We start from the raw sequence: 18,659 nt of genomic DNA on the forward strand, positions 1-18,659 counted from the left end.
GTTTGTGTTGAGTTTGAGCAGTCGTCAGGGGGGCGTACGTGGCGCAGCGCCAGACTGGCCGTCTGGTCAAGCCTCGTGCGGCCGCATGACGGCTGCTCAGACTCAACACGGGCTGCGGGGAGATCGTAAGCAGGCTCTCATCTGCGTTCGAACAGCGCAATGGATTCCACGTGCGCCGTATGCGGGAACATGTCCATGACACCCGCTGACTTCAAGCGGAAACCGTGTTGATTCACCAGAATGCCGGCGTCGCGCGCCAGCGATGCAGGGTGACATGAGACGTACACAATACGTGCCGTCTCTTTGTGCGGCAGATATTCCAGCACCTTGTCCGCACCGGCACGGGGTGGATCGAGCAGCAGTTTGTCCCAGGGCTTGCGCGCCCAATCGGTGCCGCGCTGATCCTCGAACAGATTGGCCACGTGGAAACGCGCATTGTTCAACCCATTGCGCGCGGCGTTATCCGCGGCACGTGCCACCAGACCATGCTCGCCTTCCACGCCGGTGACTTCAGCGACGCGGCGTGCCAGCGGCAAGGTGAAATTGCCCAGGCCACAGAACAGATCCAGCACGTGATCCTGTGGCTGCGGATCGAGCAGCTCGAGTGTTCGCTGCATCATGCGGCGATTCATGCCTGCATTGACCTGCACGAAATCGAGCGGCTGGAACTCCAGTTCCACATCTTGCACGCCTTCGCCGGCAGGAATGCGAAAGGCCAGGCGCGGATGTTCGGGCCATAGCGGATGTACGCTGCTGACGCCGCCGGGTTGCAAATAGATGGCGAAACCGTGCTCCTGTGCAAACGCTACCAACTTCGCACGATCGCTCTCGCTCAGCGGCTTCAAATGGCGAAACACCAATGCAATGGTGTCGTCACCGGCGGCGAATTCGATTTGTGCAATATCGGCTGCCGCATCCATGCTGCCGACCAGTTCACCGAGCAGACCGATCTTGGGACCAAGCGCGGGATGCACGACGTCGCAATGCACAATGTCAGCCACGAAACGCGGATTGCTTTCCTCGCGAAAACCCACCAGCACGCGCCCTTTCTTTGCCACTGCGCGTACGGACAGGCGACCCTTGCGGCGATAGCCCCAGGCTTCGTCGGTAAGCGGCGGCAGCCAGGTTTCCGGTTCCACTTTGCCGATGCGCGCGAAGTTGTCGACCAGCACGCGCTGCTTGGCTTCGATCTGCGTGACGGCGTCCAAGTGCTGCAGTGAGCATCCACCGCATTGGCCGAAATGGCTGCAACGTGGTTCGATGCGATGCGGTGAGCGGGTGAGGATCTCCAGCGTTTCCGCCTCGTCGAAATGGCGATGGCGCTTGCGGATGCGCAGGCGCACTTGCTCACCGAGCAGGGCACCGCTGACGAAGACGGTTTTGCCGTCAATGCGGGCCACACCCCGGCCGTCGTGACTCAGATCGGTAATGGAGGCTTCGAACTCGTTCATCGGCTCTCTTGGGAAAACTTAGGGTGCCGGATCGCGTACGACCCGGGCGAGGATAAGGAAGAGAAAAAGGCAGGCCTCACCGGCCTGGCCAGTCGTTCATGATACCGCGGCGGGCGGGCTTAACGGTCGGCAACCGTGCCCTGTGTAGCCGTCTTCAGGCGCCTTATCAGCAGCGGCCATTCGATGCGGTTTTGCGTACCGGTCACGTGCAGATACGGCAGACCGCTGCCTTCGACGATGGAGTAACCGCTGGCTTCGCCATCCAGTCCGCTGAGCGTGCATATGCCGCTCTGCAAGGCGACATTAATGCCCATGCGCTTGTAGCTGGCTGTCTTGAACAGCCTCATCATTGCGCTCTGCAAGCCGCTGGCCGGCGAACCGCCGGTGACGACAGAGAGGTTGTTGGCCGCACGCAGGCTGATGCGCCCGCCGCTTTGCGCCAGCAGCGACGCCTTGAACGCCACTGGGCTGCCGCCGACCAGTTGCAGGCCGGCGATGGTGCCATCCAGCTTGCCGGTCATGGCACCGAAGTTGAAGGTGTCCGCCAAAGGGGCAAGGTCGATCTGATGCAACGTGACATCCCCGCTCAGCGCGGGGCTGTTACCCAGCGGCTGCTGCACAGCGAGATGATCGACCTGTGCCGCTCCGCCAAATGCTTTAATGCTCAATTGGCCATCCAGCGCATAGCGGTCGCCGGTCCAGTGCGCGGAAGAAATATCGCCATCCAGCGTGCCAGCGAACGGAGTCCACCCAAACGCCTGGCTGACTGCAGCCATGTCTGCGCCCGTGATGCTGGCTGCAAGGTCGATGCGCTCCGTTTTCGCGGTAGGCCGCCAGTCGAAGCGAGTCAGACGGGTATGTCCCTTCCATGTCGCCAGTTCAAGCGGCGCTTGCAGGCTCAGGAGGCCATCTCGGCTGCGCCAACGCGATTGCACCGCGCCAGTGGTGAACTGGCGCAGCACCAGTTGGTTCCATGCCAGCGTGGTGGTTGATTTTTCGCCTTGCTCAGACCAGTCGAGATCACCCTGCAAACCGCTTGCCTGCCACTGGCCCGTACTATCGGCGACATCCAATGCTTCCGTGTGGAAACCAAAATCGCGCAAGGTTTCACTGGCATAGTCGATATGTCCGTCGACCTGCCCGGCGATCCGCAAATTGGGTGCCACCAGATTGTCCAACCATGGTTCGCCATAGCGTTCGTAGGCCGCAGGGAAGCGCGCCTGGAAGTGCTCCAGCTTGAGCTTCTGCAGATTGCCCCTGGCATCGATGGTTAGCGCACCGTCCAGCTGCAGTGCATCCGCGTCGTCCATGCGCAAATGGCTGATCGCCAAGCCGCCGTGCTCTGGGCTGGCCTGAAGATCCAGCACCACGTCATGGGCAGGCAACTTGGCCAACACCGGACCGAACTGCAGCTCACCGCCATGGACGCTACCGTTCATGGTCAGCTGAACCGGCCGCGCGGTGGTATCCAGTTCAAAACGCGCGTGTCCGTCCAAGCCCTGGCCTGCGGTATTGCCTGCGGGCGTAGCGTATTTGAGATCGGCGAAGGTGACGTCGCCGGAGGATTGAAAGCCTTCATCGCGCAGGTCGAGCGCGAGGTCCGCATCAAGCTTGCCGGCCGTAACGCGCGCCGGCCAGACGGTGGCAAGCAAACCCTGCACCCAACCGGCAGGCAGATTCCGCAGGCTGATCTGCGCGTGCGTGGGCTGGTCCAGCGGGAATGCCGTACTAACCTGCACAGCGCCCTGGCTGGCATTGACGGCAAGGGTATTGGCGGAAGCATCCACGGCCATACTGACCGTGGCATTGCCCAGCGCCCCGCCGGGTGCACCGCTGAGCTGCATCGTGCCGTCGAACATCCAACGCATTTGCGTGTCGCGGTGCAGGTTGCCGTCCATCACGATACCGACCTTCCGCCAGCCGAACCCGGGGATGTCGGCCTTGCCGACACGCAGACTGACCTGTACGGTATCAGGCGTTGCGCCGGGGGTAAGTTGCGCATGCACATCTTGCAAACTCACACCGGGCATGTCGATGCGCTTGGCGACCACGACGGTGCCGGCCCAGGTGGGTGCAGCCCACAGCAGGGTCCAGAGAGCACAGATGGCAAGCGGGCGGCGGAGTGAAAACATGAGAGGGCATTCTGCCAAATTAAGCTGAACGATACGGACACAGGACTATGCCGTACCTGCTCGACGATGCCATGGCGGCTTCTACCGCCGAACCCTATCTGCTAGTGGCCGATGACGATGAGCCCACTCGCTGCTTTCTGGGAGATGCCTTTCGCCAGTTCGGCGCACGCGTCGTTTTTGCTGCCTCCGGCAGCGAAGCCATAGCACTGGCGCGCAATGAGACCTTCGATCTGCTGGTGCTGGACTGTCGGATGCCGGGCGGCGGCGCAGTCGATATCTTGAACCGGCTGCGCAACGATCCGGAGGCGAACTCAGGATGCCGCCCTGCCGTTGCCAGCAGTGCTGAGCTGGACATCCAGGCACAGCAGGCGCTACTCGCGACAGGCTTTCATGCCGTGCTGCTCAAGCCATGCACCATGGCGGATTTGCGCGGCATCTTGACGCTGGCTGCGGTTGGGCTGCGCAACGTGCCGGTGCTGGATGACGGCCAAGCGCTTCATACCAGCGGCACGCCGGCGGTGGTCCAGGCGCTGCGTGGACTGCTGCGGCAAGAGCTGCTGGGGATCAATCAAGATCTGGATGAGTTGTCTCTGGATCCGAAAACACTCGAAGCGCGCCTGCACAAATTGCGCTCATCGTGTGGATTCTGTGGTGCGACGTCGCTGTCCGAACATATCGTGTCGTTGCAACAGCACCTGAAACTGGACCATCGGGGAGCGATGCTGCCGCTGATGGATTTTCGGCGCTCGATGCAGGAAACGATTGAAGCTCTGCCAGTCGCCTGAGCCGTCAGCTTGTCATCGGCGAGTGAGCGCGCCGCGCAATACACGCCAGGCACGCAGCTCGACACCGCCTAAATGAAAGCGGATCAGCTCGCGCATCATGCCACGCAGCGCATGCAAGCCTTGCGTATCGGGCATGCGATCTTCATGCAAGGCCAGCAGATCGCCACCGCGCACAGCGTGAGGTTCGTTGGGGCGACAGCGCATGGCGCCGTGCTCAGCGCGGTACGTATACAGCGCGTCGGGCTGCAAAGGCTCTCCGGTATCCGCTTCGACATTCAGCTGCATCGCATAGCCGAGTACGGCAAGCAGATCGCGTTCGAAGCGTCGCAGATGCCACGCCAGCGATCCGCCTTCAGCGAGGCGCATGAGTGTCTGCGCGTAGGCGTGAAAGAGGTGCGGGTGCGGATCCTGTCGTTCGGTCAGCCGCACCATCAGTTCGTTGAGATATAACCCGGCAAGATTTGCATCACCGGTGAGGCGAAATGGCGCAGTAGTGGATTCGGCGCTGCGCAAGGTGGCGAGTTCACCGCGCAGATGCAGATCAAGAATCAGCGGCTGGAAAGGTTCGAGTTGTGAACGCTGCAGGCGGCCACGCTGGCTACGCACCCCACGCGCTACCACGCCGAGACGGCCGTGATCACGCGTCAGGCATTCGATCAGCAGCGAAGTTTCTCGGTACGGGCGCGAGTGCAAGACATAGGCAGGCTGTTGCTCGATGAGCATGGCCGATGCAGCTAGTCGGTGTAACCGAACTGCTTCAACATCGATTCGTCATCCGCCCAGCCTTCGCGCACCTTCACCCATAGCTTCAGGAACACCTTGCGGTCGAACATGCGCTCCATATGGCGACGCGCCGCGCTGCCGATGGCCTTGAGCTGTTCCCCACCCTGCCCGATGACGATGGCTTTCTGGCCGTCTCGCTCCACCCAGATTACCGCATGAATTTCCGCAACACCATCGGGGCGATCCTTGAACTGCTCGATCTCGACGGTGGTGGCGTACGGCAATTCCTCGCTGAGGCGCAGCATCAATTGCTCACGAATCATTTCTGCTGCCAGGAAGCGTTCGCTGCGATCGGTGATTTCGTCTTCGCCAAACACCGGGGCGCGTACCGGCAGGCGCGTGAGAATGTCCTGGGTGAGTACTTCCAGGCCCTTGCGCTTGAGAGCGCTGACGTAATGCACCGCCTCGAAGCTGTGCTTTTCGGTGAGCTCGGCCACGAAGGGCAGCAGCGTTGCCTTGTCCTTGCTGAGATCGACTTTGTTGATGGCTAGCAGACGCGGAATGCTTTGTTCGCCAAGCACCTCGTAGAGTGCTTCGTCCTCGTCCGTCCAGCGGCCGGCTTCGATCACTTGTACGGCCAGTTCCACCTCGCTCAGCGCGGAATGCACGGCGCGGTTGAGGCTGCGGTTCATGGCCCGCTTGGCGCCGCGATGCAGACCTGGCGTGTCGACGTAAAGAATCTGCCCGGCATCGCTGGTGGCGATTCCGAGGATGCGATGGCGGGTGGTCTGCGGGCGCGGACTGACGATGGATAAGCGAAAGCCGATCAAGGCATTGAGCAGGGTCGACTTGCCGACATTGGGCCGGCCGGCCAGCGCCACGAAGCCGCAGCGAAAGTCGGGGTGCGGCAGCTCGTTTTCTGCGGTGTCGTCGCGTTCGTCGGTCATGATACGGGGTTACTCGGGTAGACGGATATAAGCATGGCGCTACGCGCGTGCGAACGCCACCGGCATGGTGTTAGGTCCATGCGAAAAACCTAAAGTTTGATGCACAGCGACGTTCGAGCGGGGATTATTGCCCTTCCTGTACGCCTGCCAGACGGCTCAGCACCATTTCTGCGGCGTCCTGCTCCGCGAGTCGACGGCTGCTGCCGCGCCCCGATTCCGTGACCGTCATCGGCTGGGAGACCATGCAGTGGACTTCAAAGATGCGTGCGTGCTCTTCGCCTTCGGTCGCCACCAGCTCATACTGCGGCAGCGGTAAGCCTTGCCCCTGCAGCCATTCCTGCAACCGGGTTTTGGCATCTTTAGAGGCATGCGGCAAGGCGGCGAGACGCTCAGCGAACAGGGTGCGCACAGTGGTTCGGCAGGCATCGAAACCGCCGTCCAGATAAATCGCGGCAATCAATGCCTCAAAGGCGTCGGCGAGAATGGAATCACGCCGGAAGCCACCGCTCTTCAGCTCGCCCGAGCCGAGCTTAAGCTGGTCGCCCAATTCGAGTTCACGCGCCACTACCGCCAGTGCCTGACCATTAACCAACTGCGCACGCAGGCGCGACATGTCGCCTTCGGCTGCCTTGGGGTGGGTTTCATAGAGCATCTCGGCGATGATCGCCCCGAGCAGAGCGTCGCCGAGAAACTCCATGCGCTCGTTATTGGGCTTGCCGGCGCTGCGGTGTGTCAGGGCGAGTTCGGCAAGCGAAGGATCGCGAAAATGATAGGGGAATTGCACTGTTATTGAGGTGGAGCGACATTGCCCTGCACAGGCACGCTCTTGCTGAAATGGATCAGGAAATCGATGTTGTACATGAAGGGGACTTGTTTGTCGTAGCTGATGCGCAGTTCATTGCCGCTCGCACCTTGGCCAAAGGTGATGTCGCTGGGGTGGATCGTCGAGTCGTCGACGTACTGGAAGCCAAGTTTGAACGCCAGGTCGCGCCGGACCTGATCCAGCGTCTTGCCATCCACACCTTCGCTGGCAATCTGGTTCATGGCCTTCACCACGCCCGCGTATTCGGTATAGGCCGGCACCAGTTTCATGGCCATGTAGGCGAAAAAGCCGGCCACAGCCAATACCACGATAAAACCGATGAGCGTGATGCCCGTCTGTTTCGATTTCATAGTCCCCTCGCTATGCCGCAGGTGCGGCCCCTGTTCCGAACAAATAACCCATGAACGTTACTTTGCCCCGTCCGCACAAGTATCGCCAGCGACATGTTCACGGTTCCGCGAGCGGACGGTCGATATCAGTGAATGATCGTGCCGATGCGGTGGAAATCCACGCCACCGGTGCCCCAGCCCTTCCAGCTGAACCAGATCATGAAAGCCTTGCCGACCAGATTCTCTTCCGGCATGCAGCCCCACCAGCGGCTGTCTTCGCTGTTCTCACGATCGTCACCCATCACGATATAGCAGTTCTGCGGCACTACGGACGGTACGCGCGCGTTGGGGATAGGGGGCGTGGGGCCGCGCGCGGGCATGCGCGCGATGAGGTGATTAACCGGCCCCAACTGCTCGCTCCAGACTGTGGCGTTGTAATACAGCAGCTCATTATCTTCGGGGCGCGCCGGATTGCCCTTGAACGGACCGATTTGGGTATCTACCACCGGCTTGCCATTGATCACGATCTGGCTGTCATGCACTTCGATGGTGTCGCCCGGCAGACCGATCACGCGCTTGATCCAGTTCTGACTGGCCACCGGCGCATGCGGGTCGGCACAGGTTATGTCGCCGCTGCGCACCGTCTTGCCGTTGTCGTCCTGGCAGATATAACCGGGAAAGCGGAACACCACGACGTCGCCGCGCTTAGGTTCGCCAAGGCTGATTACCTTGTTGTTGAAGGCCGGCAGGCGCAAACCAAAGGCGAACTTGTTCACCAGGATGAAATCGCCCACGTCCAGCGTGGGCATCATCGAGCCGGACGGAATGCGGAACGGTTCGGCCACAAAGGAGCGCAGCAGCAGCACCACGAAGATCACCGGAAATAGCGAGCGAGCCCAATCCACCGCCGCTGGATCGCGATATTCTTCACCTGCCGCGATGAAACGTGCTTTGCGCTTGCGATAAAAGAGCAAGCGATCAAGGCCCCAAACCACACCGAACAAGACGGTGAGGGCGAGCAAAATGGCCGAAAAGTCAAAATCCATGCGTTGGCTCCGCTATTTGTCCACTTTGAGTACGGCAAGGAAGGCTTCCTGCGGAATCTCAACCCGACCGACCTGCTTCATGCGTTTTTTGCCTTCTTTCTGCTTCTCCAGCAGTTTCTTTTTACGGCTGACGTCGCCGCCGTAGCACTTGGCGAGCACGTTCTTGCGCAGCGCCTTTACCGTGGAGCGCGCGATGACCTGCGCGCCGATCGCGGCCTGAATGGCTACGTCGAATTGCTGGCGTGGGATCAGATCCTTCATGCGTTCGACCAGTTCGCGGCCGCGCCGATCGGCATGGCTGCGGTGCACGATCAGGCTGAGTGCGTCCACGCGATCGCCGTTGATGAGGATGTCCACACGCACGAACGGGCCGGCATCGAAGCGCTCCATGTGGTAATCCATGGACGCATAGCCACGCGACACCGATTTGAGCTTGTCAAAGAAATCCAGCACCACTTCGGCCAGCGGCAGCTCGTAGTTGATCTGCACCTGCGTGGCCAGGTAGTGGATGGAGCGCTGCACGCCGCGCTTCTCTTCACACAACGTGATGATGTTGCCGATGTAATCCGGCGGCGTGAGGATGTTCGCTACGATAATCGGCTCGCGGATTTCCTCGATCTGCGTGACCGGCGGCAGGCGCGCTGGATTGTCCAGCTGCATGATCGAGCCATCACTCTTGAGAATTTCATACACCACGGTCGGCGCGGTGGTGATGAGGTCCAGGTCGTATTCGCGCTCCAGGCGCTCCTGCACGATTTCCATGTGCAACATGCCCAGGAAGCCGCAGCGGAAGCCGAAGCCCATCGCTTCGGAGCTTTCCGGTTCGAAGAACAGGGCGGCGTCGTTGAGGCGCAGTTTGTCCAGCGCTTCGCGCAGCGCGGGGAAATCATCGGCAGAAACCGGGAACAAACCGGCGAACACGCGTGGCTGCATGGTTTGGAAACCGGGCAGCGGATGCGGTGCGGGCTTGCCTGCCAAGGTCAAGGTATCGCCCACCGGGGCACCGTGCACGTCTTTGATGGACGCAGTGATCCAGCCCACTTCGCCTGCAGCAAGTTTTTCCAGTTTTTTGCGCTTGGGTGTGAAGACGCCGACTTCACTGACTTCGTGCGCACGCCCGGTGGACATCACCTGCAGCTTGTCACCAGGCTTGATTTCACCCTGCATGACGCGCACCAGTGACACCACACCGAGATAGTTGTCGAACCAGGAGTCGATGATCAGCGCCTGCAGGCGGTCGGTATCGCGCGGTTTCGGTGGCGGGATGCGTGCAACGATGGCCTCAAGCACTTCCAACACGTTCTGGCCGGTCTTGGCGCTGACCGCGACAGCGTCAGTGGCGTCGATGCCGATGACAGCTTCGATTTCACCCTTCACCTTGTCCGGATCAGCCGTAGGCAGGTCGATCTTGTTTAGCACGGGGACGACTTCCAGCCCCTGCTCCACTGCCGTGTAGCAGTTGGCCACTGACTGTGCCTCTACGCCTTGAGCCGCGTCCACCACTAGTAACGCGCCTTCACAGGCGGCGAGCGAACGGCTTACTTCATAAGAGAAGTCGACGTGACCGGGGGTATCAATGAAGTTGAGCTGATAGGTCTTGCCGTCCCGCGCCTTGTACGGGAGTGACACGGACTGCGCCTTGATGGTGATGCCGCGCTCGCGCTCGATCGGATTGCTGTCCAGCACTTGGGCTTCCATCTCGCGGTCGGCCAGTCCGCCGCAGATCTGAATGATGCGGTCAGCAAGCGTCGACTTGCCGTGGTCGATATGGGCGATGATGGAGAAATTGCGGATCAGTTCCATGGGCACGCTGTCAGCTTCACCGCCTCGCGCGATGCGTAGGCAGGCTATCACCGGAATGGCGATATTAGCCGCTCATTATCGCATGGATTGAGAACGCCAGCCCACGATGCCCTGGGATAGCCACTACGCAAGCTCTGCATAAGAAAGGCCCGCCTTGCGGCGGGCCTTCGTACAGCGGTTTATTCGTCCTTGGCACTGGGGACCGTCAGTGCGATGAAATTGCTCGAATCGCCACGTCGCACCAGCAACAAGACGGTGTCGCCCGGCTTCACGCCTGCCGTGGCAGCGCGGAACGCCTCCACGCTACCCACCTTCCTCTGGTTGACCATCAGGATCACGTCGCCTGGCTGCAAACCGGCTTGCGTGGCCACCGGGCCGGAGACATTCGCAATGGCCACACCCTCGCCCGTTTTCAGGCCGAGTTGGCTGCGTGCGGAAGCATCCACATTCTCCACAGTCAGGCCGAGGGCATCTGCGCCGCTGCTCGGCGCCGCCTTGCCCATGGGTGAAAGGGCGTTTTGATCACGCGGCATGGTGCCAATGGTGGCATCGATCGTCTTTTCCTTGCCGTCATGCAGGACGGTGATCGGCACGGTAGTACCCGGTTTGGTCATCGCAACCATGGGCGGCAAGTCCGCACCCTGCACGATGTCGTGGCCGTTGTACGCAAGGATAATGTCACCCGACTGCAGGCCAGCTTTCTGGGCCGCACTATCCGGCGACACACTGACTACGATCGCCCCTTTCGAGGTGTCGAGCTTCAACGCCTTGACCATATCTTCGTCGACCGGCTTGATTTCGACGCCAAGCATGCCGCGCGTGACGTAGCCCTTGGCCTTGAGCTGGTCGACCGCGTTCATCGCCAGATCGATCGGAATCGAGAACGCAATGCCTTGGTAACCGCCGGTGTCCGAATAGATCTGCGAGTTGATGCCCACGACCTGGCCCTGCAAGTTGAACAACGGGCCACCGGAATTGCCGCGGTTGATGGGCACGTCAGTCTGGATAAAGGAGGTACTGGGCTGATCGCGCGCACCAAGGTTGCGCCCCACGGCACTCACGATGCCCTGCGTCACGGTGTAGTCAAAGCCGAACGGCGAGCCGATCGCCAGCACCCATTGGCCGGGCTTGAGCAAGCGCGAATCGCCGATGGTCACCGCAGGCAACGGACCACTGGCGCTGACCTTCAGCAACGCGATGTCGTAGGTGGGATCGGTGCCAATCACTTTGGCAGTGAGCGTGCGGCGATCCTGCAAGCGGACAGTCACTATGTCGGCATGATCGACGACGTGGTTATTGGTAAGGATGTAGCCGTCGCTGGAAATGATGAAACCCGAACCCAGCGAGGTGTGCGCTTGCTCCTCCGGGGAGGGCATCATGGGCATGCCGAAGAAACGGCGAAAGATTTCCGCTTGGCCCGGATCGACACCCTGCAACGGCATACCACCGGCACTCTTTGGGCGACGTGCAGAATACTTGGCTTCCACGTGCACCACCGCGGGGGCGTTCTTTTGCACGATGCCAGTGAAATCGGGTAATGCGGCAGTCGGGGCGGACTGTGCCCGTGCGACGGGACCGGGCGTGACGATGCCCACACTCAGGGCACAACCCAACAGTCCATAGAGAAGACGGTTACTGACGAGACGGGGTTGACTCATGACTCCTCCTCAAGTTTCAGACACCCCACCTCACGCTCCAGGGCCGGCCAGGCAGAACGAGAGGGGGGGAACAATTGAAGAAAGGGGAAACCGCGCGGCTGACCAGCCGGAAAGCGGGGAGAGAACCCTCCGCCACTTTCGAGGTGCGGCTTAGCGGGCGCCTTGCGCCGTCGCAGGCCGCGGTTGCGGCGTATCAATCAGCAACAGGTAGCTGCCATCCTGATTGTTCAGCGCCTTATAGCCTTGCATGGAATCTTGCATGGGATAGGCCTGGCTGCGATAGCGCTGGAACAGCGGATTATCCGACGGATCACCCAGCGTCACGGAAGCGCGCTGGCTCAGCGTTGAAGCGGAATACGGGCTCAAGGATGGCGGCACAGCAGCTAAAACGTCGTTGCTGGCGTGCGTTACAGCAGTGACATTGGCCGCGGCGAGCGAGGCACCAGTCCGAGCGCTCTGCGACATCACACCATTGGCGGCGAGACGACTGGGACGTTCGGAATCAGGCGCGGTAGGCTGCGACACCATCAGTGCTGCCACTGCGACGCTGGCTGCGATCGCACCACCCAGCGACAACCGCAGCCAATCCCGCTTGGAAGACTTGGTGGCTGCCTGCTCGCCTTCGATGGCTACCATCACGCGGGCGGCAAAACCCGCACTGGTCACAGTTGGCAACTGGCGACGCAGACTTTCACCGGCAACGTGATAACGCGTCCACGCTTGAACCAACGAAGCGTCGTGATCGAGCCGACGCAAGAAGAAGCGCAGCTCTTCCTTGGACAGCTCACCGTCCATCGCTGCAGAGAGGTTTTCCATATTGGCTTCACTCATGACATCCGATCCTCGCGGTCTGAAAGTAATGGCCGCAACTTTTCATCGATCGCCTCGCGTGCCCGAAAGATGCGCGAACGCACCGTACCGATCGGGCAGCCCATGGCTTCGGCAATCTCTTCGTAGCTGAGGCCTTCCACTTCACGCAGGGTGATGGCCGTCCGCAGCTCCTCGGGCAACGCTTGGACAGTGGCAAACACCGTTTGTTCAATTTCCTGGCGCATTAATTCGCGTTCGGGGGTGGCACTTTCCTGCATACGGTCGGCACCGGGCACGTATACGGCGTCTTCGATGGCAATATCGTCCGTCGGCGGCCGGCGTCCCATCGCCACCAAGTGGTTCTTGGCCGTGTTCACGGCAATCTTGTACATCCAAGTATAGAAAGCACTCTCGCCACGGAACGAACCGATCGCCCGCCAAGCCCGGACGAAGGCTTCCTGGGCCACATCCTCGCACTCGGCCGCGTTGTGCACGTAGCGGGAGATCAGGCCGATGACCTTGTTCTGATATTTGCGCACCAGCAGGTCGAAGGCGCGTTTGTCTCCGTTTTGTACACGCTCTACCAGCGCACTATCGAGTTCGTTGTCGCCCATCCGGGCCGTCTCCTTCGTCACTGGACCATGCGGGCAATGTTCCCGTTGGATGGGTGAGCTGCTCTGACCTGTTTCGCGCTCGCAAGTTCAGCAAGGCGAAGGCCGGTCCCCTCAACATTCTAAGATAGGGACGAGCTGGTGTGGCTCAAGCAGGAACTTAGGGTTTCAGGCGGGGATAGCCGAAAGGCTCTGTCCGGACAACAAGCGTTCGCGCTCGCCCAGCAGGCGTTCGAAGCTGGTCTGCGGTAGAGGCCGGCAGAACAGGTACCCTTGCAGTTCATCACAGTGGTTGGCGCGCAGAAACTGCAGGTGCTGCTCGATTTCCACGCCCTCAGCCACCACGCCGCGCTTCAAGCGATGGGCCATTTCGATGGTGGCGCGCACAATCGCCTCATCGTCCGGATCGACACCGATGTTGCGCACGAAGCTCTGGTCGATCTTGATGCGGTCGGCAGGAAGCTTGCGCAGATAATCCAGCGAGGCAGCGCCGGTACCGAAATCATCGATGGCGATATGGCAGCCGAGCTTGTGCAGCTTCTGCATGTTCTCCATCAGGTTGGGTGCGGCCTTGATGCTGATGCTCTCAGTGACTTCCAGTTCGAGCAGTCCCGGATCGAGACCGCTCTCCTCCAGTACTGACGCCACCACCTCCGATAGATCTGGCTGCATAAGCTGGACGGCGGAGAGATTCACACCCAGCCGCAAGCGCAGACCAAAGCGGTCCTCCCAGGCCTTGGCCTGCTTGCAAGCGGTACGCAGCACCCATTCGCCGATCGAGACGATCAGCCCGGTTTCTTCCGCCAGTGGAATGAAGAAACCCGGGCCGATATTGCCCAGCTCTGGATGCTCCCAGCGCAGCAGCGCTTCCATGCCGACGATGTCTTCTGTTTCCGCGCTGATCTGCGGCTGATAGAACACGCGCAATTCGCCATTGCCCTCGGCATGGCGCAGCCGCGCTTTCAGGGCGGCGTTCTGCTGCTCTTGTGCAGGGCTTACATCGTAGACACGGTAGTTGTTGCGGCCAAGGCTCTTGGCGGCATACATCGCCTCGTCCGCATGTTTGAGCAGTGTCTCGGCATCGAGCGCGTCTTCCGGGAAATAGCTGATGCCGATAGATGCAGTGACCTGCAGCTCCGGACCATCTTCCAGATTCAGCGGCGCTTCCATCAACTGTACGATTTTGTCGGCCACACGCAGCACGTCGTCTGTCTTGACGATATGTCGCAATACGATGATGAATTCGTCGCCTGCATAGCGCGCAACGGTGTCGGATGCACGCACACTACTGCGCAGCCGCTGTGTCACCGCAACCAGCACTTGGTCGCCTACTGCATGGCCAAGCGTGTCGTTGATGAACTTGAAGCGATCCAGGTCCACGAACAGCACTGCAAAGGTTTCACCGGTGCGGTTTGCTTCGCGAATGATGGTATCGAGGCGATCGTTGAACAGCAGGCGATTGGGCAAGCCTGTGAGCGCATCCAGCAAACCTTCCGCACGCCCCTGTTCGCGCGTGCGGCGCAATTCGAGTATGTGGGCAAAATGCGCAGCGGTGCAATGCAACACCGGCTCCAGGATGCCGGGTTCGCTGAAGGGGTAGCGACTACCTGCCAACAAAGCGCCCAGCACGCTGCTTCGTTCGTCGAGCAAGGGCAAACCGACGAATCCGCGCAAGCCCAGCAGACTGATCAGGGGATCGACCTCGGCCAGCCGCCTTGCATCCTGTGGATGCATCAACGCGCGACCGCCAAGCACAAGGCGCAGTGAGCTTTGCAACTGCGGTCCCGGCCAGACCTGTTCTTCGCCGCGCCAACGCTGCACGATCTGCACCGGGACGCTGCTTTCTTCCGGACGAGCTGACCAAACGGCCAGATAGTCCAGATCCATTTCCTCCAACAGTAGCCGCGCTGTCTCCGGCAGGCTTGCGTCGTCATGGCCGCCAGAGAACAAACGCCCTAGCACGGTCAAAGCCGCAGCCGGACGCACACTGGCACTCGCGCTACGAAAAACCAGCGCGACCATCTCCCTACCATCGTGTCTTATGCGGCGTACGCTAGCTTCACCGACGTCATGACCGCGGATCGACTTGCGCCTGCACGCCAGCCAGCGCCGGTCTGCATCAAACAACGCTTTGTCCAGGCTTACCGTTTCAAAAATCAGCACTTCCGATAACGGCGTGCCAGTCAGCAGGCTGTTAGCCAAGCCACTGTGCCTGACGTAAGCAGGATTGGCCTCCACTACGCGCTCGGCGGCAGGGTCGACGATCAACCAATCGCCCTCGCCATCTTCGAAAACAAAGCGGTAGTCACTGCTGGCGGAAGGCAGTGCAAAGGGAGGTGCAGCAGGTGTATGGGCGGCAGGTTCTGCAACAGGCGCGAGCTTGCCGCTGAGCAACTGCTGCCAGCGTGCGACGAGCTCGGTGCCAATCTGCGATGCGTACAACCATCCACCGATCACAGGTGGCAATTGCGTGGGCTTGACCGTTGCATCATCGAGCAACACGGCAATGATTGGCGCATTCGTACACGGAGGCAGCAGACGCAACTGCTCGCAAAGCGTGGCGCTGGCGCGTCCGTCACTGTCGAACACCACCACGATCAACGCCAGCGGTTCGCGCCCTTCCAGCAGAATGGCAGCATGCGTAGTGTCGCGGGCGGAATGGATGGTGGGATGCCCCTCGCGATCGAGCACGTCGAACAGCTCGCGACGAAGCTCGCGCTGAGAGGCCACCAGCAGGATGCCAGTTTTAAAGGCTGGCACGTTCACAGCAGCCACCGCCCATCACGTAGCCTTGGGCGTTGGACCACGTCAGCGGCACTGCCCAAGCGCACGGCAACGTCGTCAATGCTGGATACCAGCGTGTTTGGCGCATCGAGCAATACCACCCGGCGCACATGCCCAGCCGGCGCGCGGGCCAGTTGCCGCAGCAAGCTGCTGTCAGTCGGGACCAACGGCAAGGGAAAGGGGGAAATCAGGTAAACACCGAAATGAATGCTTTGCTGGATATAGCGCAAGGCATTGCCGATACGCTGCGAGCCAGGGATAACCGCATGCGCCTCGCGCAAGTTTTCCATGCCGGTTTCCGCCCGCCACAGGTAGACCGACTGCCCGTTCAAGCGGGCCAGGGCACGAAATTGCTCGATCACGGCCTTACTCTCGACATGCTCAAGCACGACCAGCCCGCCAGGCGCCGTCAGGATGCGCTCATAGATATCGCTGCCGGCGAGCGGCGCGGGGGCCATCAGAGAAGTCATACCGCCCAAAGGGAAGTTGTCGCATCTCGTACGTTACGCAGTCGTACGCGAAGCGCAATACCCGGAGCGCAGAGGCGTGATCCAAGCGGCATACCCACTGCGATGCCCGCCAATACTCACCCGAATGGTATATCTCGCATTCATGTCTGCAGGACGGTATGGTGAAGGTCTCCCGACCATCTCTCCATGCCCCATGTTCGAAGGATTGCGCTTCAATCACTGGAAAACGAGCCTGGACGACAGCGGCATCGTTACCCTTGCCCTGGACCGCGCCCACAGCAGCGTCAACGCAATTTCCCGCGAAGTCCTGGACGAGCTGGGACAGATCGTGGAGCGGTTGGCGATCGAGAAGCCCGTTGGGGTGCTCCTCCATTCGGCCAAGGCGAACGGGTTCGCGGTAGGCGCCGATATCAAGGAATTTGTCGAATACGCCCGGCAAGGCTCTGTGCTGGAGAACATCCAGAACGGCCAACGGGTGTTTGAAGCGTTGGCGCGCTTGCCCTGCCCCACGGTGGCCGTCGTGCACGGCGCCTGCATGGGTGGCGGAACCGAACTGATTCTGGCCTGCCGTCAACGCATCGCCGCAGATGATGAGAAAACGCGAATAGGGCTGCCCGAAGTCATGCTCGGCATCCATCCCGGCTGGGGTGGCTCTGCCCGCCTGCCGCGCCTGATCGGCGCGCCGGAAGCGTTGCCGGTGATGCTGACCGGCAAGGCCCTGTCTGCCCGCAAAGCCAAGAGCCTGGGCGTCGTCGACAGGCTAGCCCGCCCTGACGAGCTGATGGCCGAAGCACGTGCCCTGCTCCGCCACCCCTATGCTCGCCCGTTTGCCCAGCGCACCACGGCATGGATCACCAATACCTGGCTGGCGCGCCAGATCCTTGCCCCCATGGTGATCAAGCAGGCAGCAGCGAAAGTCCGCAAGGAACACTACCCGGCACCGTTCGCATTGATTGAGGTGTGGAAGCGTGGCGGCAGTAATATCCAACAACGCCTGAAACTCGAAGCACGCTCCGTCGCCAAGTTGGCGGAAACCTCTACTGCACGCAATCTGATTCGCATCTTCTTCCTGCAGGAACGGTTGAAAGGCCAAGGCAGCGGCATCGATGCCGGCATTCATCACGTGCACGTAGTAGGTGCAGGCGTGATGGGCGGCGATATTGCAGCATGGGCGGCGTTCAAGGGCTTTGACGTGACGCTGCAAGATCGCGAGATGACATTCATCCAGCCAGCATTGGATCGCGCGCGTGCGTTGTATGAGAAAAAGCTGAAAACACCGGAAAAAGTAGAAGAAACACGCAAGCGTCTGCGTGCGGACGTGGAAGGTGCTGGCGTTGCACAGGCAGATCTCGCCATCGAAGCCATCTTTGAAAACCCCGCGGCGAAGGAAGCACTCTACGCGGCCATCGAACCGCAGCTAAGCAACAGCAACGGCATTCTTGCCACCAATACGTCGTCGATTCCGTTGGATGAGTTACGTAAGAGTCTGCACGCGCCACAGCGTTTCCTGGGTCTGCATTTCTTCAACCCCGTAGCGCAGATGCCGCTGGTGGAAGTGGTGCGTCATGACCGCCTCGATCCTTCCATCGAAAAGCGCGCAATGGCGTTCTGCAAAGCCCTTGGCAAATTGCCGGTGGCGGTGAAGGGCACACCGGGCTTTTTGGTGAATCGCATCCTGATGCCCTACCTGCTGGAAGCGCTACGCCTGTACAACGAAGGTATACCGGGACCGGTGCTCGACAAGGAAGCCAAAGCTTTCGGCATGCCCATGGGTCCCATCGAGTTGGCTGATACCGTAGGCCTGGATGTATGCGCTTCGGTCGGCAAGGAACTGGCACCGTTCCTGGGCTTGGAACTGCCACCGGGGTTGGAAGAAAAACTCGAAGCCGGCAAACGTGGCAAGAAGGATGGCCAGGGTTTGTATACCTGGCAGGAAGGCAAGCCACAGAAGCCGCAAGTAGACCCGGACTACACGCCACCGCCAGATCTGCGCGACCGCATGATCCTGTCCATGGTGAACGAAGCGGTTGCCTGCCTGGGCGATGGTGTGGTGGACGATGCTGACTTGCTCGACGCCGGCGTGATTTTCGGCACAGGTTTCGCACCATTCCGTGGCGGCCCCATCCAATTCGTACGCGATGAAGGTACCGAGAAGATTCACCAGAAACTCGAAGCGCTGGCGAAGCGTTATGGTGAACGCTTCACGCCAAAGAACGGGTGGGATCACCCAGCACTGAAGTCGCAAGCAGAGTTTGAGATGGCTGTTGCCGGTTGATGGCATAAATTG

The 18,659-nt window shown here is 60.6% G+C and carries 15 protein-coding genes; 2 read left to right on the forward strand and 13 right to left on the reverse strand.

Translation table 11 applies throughout. The features are described 5' to 3' along the window. Positions 1 to 137: 137 nt before the first annotated feature. Together rlmD and IEX75_RS00700 are read right to left on the reverse strand one after the other, a co-directional pair. Positions 138 to 1,451 (reverse strand): 23S rRNA (uracil(1939)-C(5))-methyltransferase RlmD, encoded by a 1,314-nt coding sequence (gene rlmD / locus IEX75_RS00695; RefSeq protein ID WP_188792358.1) that lies wholly within the window; start codon positions 1,449 to 1,451, stop codon positions 138 to 140. 119 nt (positions 1,452 to 1,570) lie between these two features. Further along, on the reverse strand, positions 1,571 to 3,583 hold the full coding sequence (locus tag IEX75_RS00700; RefSeq protein WP_188792359.1) for a DUF748 domain-containing protein: 2,013 nt from the start codon (positions 3,581 to 3,583) through the stop codon (positions 1,571 to 1,573). Between the two features lie 47 nt (positions 3,584 to 3,630). Between IEX75_RS00700 and IEX75_RS00705 the strand changes: the two genes are divergently transcribed. After that, positions 3,631 to 4,368, forward strand: a complete 738-nt coding sequence (locus IEX75_RS00705; RefSeq protein ID WP_229720584.1) for a response regulator — start codon at positions 3,631 to 3,633, stop codon at positions 4,366 to 4,368. Between the two features lie 12 nt (positions 4,369 to 4,380). Here the strand turns inward: IEX75_RS00705 and recO are convergent, their stop codons facing one another. The 11 genes from recO to IEX75_RS00760 form a co-directional block, all read right to left on the reverse strand. Further along, positions 4,381 to 5,091, reverse strand: a complete 711-nt coding sequence (gene recO, locus IEX75_RS00710; protein ID WP_188792360.1) for a DNA repair protein RecO — start codon at positions 5,089 to 5,091, stop codon at positions 4,381 to 4,383. An 11-nt stretch (positions 5,092 to 5,102) separates the two neighbouring features. Then, the gene (gene era, locus IEX75_RS00715) at positions 5,103 to 6,038 is read right to left on the reverse strand and encodes a GTPase Era (RefSeq protein WP_188792361.1); all 936 of its coding nucleotides are present in this window, start codon (positions 6,036 to 6,038) and stop codon (positions 5,103 to 5,105) included. 124 nt (positions 6,039 to 6,162) lie between these two features. Next, positions 6,163 to 6,822 (reverse strand): ribonuclease III, encoded by a 660-nt coding sequence (rnc, locus tag IEX75_RS00720; protein ID WP_188792362.1) that lies wholly within the window; start codon positions 6,820 to 6,822, stop codon positions 6,163 to 6,165. A gap of 2 nt (positions 6,823 to 6,824) precedes the next feature. Then, positions 6,825 to 7,211 (reverse strand): DUF4845 domain-containing protein, encoded by a 387-nt coding sequence (locus IEX75_RS00725; protein ID WP_188792363.1) that lies wholly within the window; start codon positions 7,209 to 7,211, stop codon positions 6,825 to 6,827. A gap of 125 nt (positions 7,212 to 7,336) precedes the next feature. Then, positions 7,337 to 8,236: a signal peptidase I gene (lepB, locus tag IEX75_RS00730; RefSeq protein WP_188792364.1), complete on the reverse strand. Its 900-nt coding sequence runs from the start codon at positions 8,234 to 8,236 to the stop codon at positions 7,337 to 7,339. 12 nt (positions 8,237 to 8,248) lie between these two features. Beyond that, positions 8,249 to 10,039: a translation elongation factor 4 gene (gene lepA / locus IEX75_RS00735; RefSeq protein ID WP_188792365.1), complete on the reverse strand. Its 1,791-nt coding sequence runs from the start codon at positions 10,037 to 10,039 to the stop codon at positions 8,249 to 8,251. Between the two features lie 179 nt (positions 10,040 to 10,218). Next, entirely contained in the window at positions 10,219 to 11,697 is a 1,479-nt protein-coding gene (locus tag IEX75_RS00740) for a DegQ family serine endoprotease (RefSeq protein WP_188792366.1), read from the reverse strand. 150 nt (positions 11,698 to 11,847) lie between these two features. After that, positions 11,848 to 12,528, reverse strand: a complete 681-nt coding sequence (locus IEX75_RS00745; protein WP_188792367.1) for a sigma-E factor negative regulatory protein — start codon at positions 12,526 to 12,528, stop codon at positions 11,848 to 11,850. After that, positions 12,525 to 13,121 carry an RNA polymerase sigma factor RpoE gene (gene rpoE / locus IEX75_RS00750; RefSeq protein ID WP_188792368.1) on the reverse strand — a complete coding sequence of 199 codons (597 nt, stop codon included), beginning with the start codon at positions 13,119 to 13,121 and terminating at the stop codon, positions 12,525 to 12,527. Before rpoE ends, IEX75_RS00745 begins: the two co-directional genes overlap by 4 nt. A gap of 165 nt (positions 13,122 to 13,286) precedes the next feature. Continuing rightward, the gene (locus tag IEX75_RS00755) at positions 13,287 to 15,878 is read right to left on the reverse strand and encodes a putative bifunctional diguanylate cyclase/phosphodiesterase (RefSeq protein WP_188792369.1); all 2,592 of its coding nucleotides are present in this window, start codon (positions 15,876 to 15,878) and stop codon (positions 13,287 to 13,289) included. Positions 15,879 to 15,880: 2 nt separating this feature from the next. Then, positions 15,881 to 16,360: a hypothetical protein gene (locus IEX75_RS00760; RefSeq protein ID WP_229720585.1), complete on the reverse strand. Its 480-nt coding sequence runs from the start codon at positions 16,358 to 16,360 to the stop codon at positions 15,881 to 15,883. 205 nt (positions 16,361 to 16,565) lie between these two features. Between IEX75_RS00760 and IEX75_RS00765 the strand changes: the two genes are divergently transcribed. Further along, a complete protein-coding gene (locus IEX75_RS00765) occupies positions 16,566 to 18,647 on the forward strand; it encodes a 3-hydroxyacyl-CoA dehydrogenase NAD-binding domain-containing protein (RefSeq protein ID WP_188792371.1) in 2,082 nt (693 codons plus the stop codon). The last annotated feature ends 12 nt before the right edge of the window (positions 18,648 to 18,659 follow it).

This window comes from Dyella nitratireducens (assembly GCF_014642835.1).
GTDB classification, from domain to species: Bacteria; Pseudomonadota; Gammaproteobacteria; order Xanthomonadales; family Rhodanobacteraceae; genus Dyella_B; species Dyella_B nitratireducens.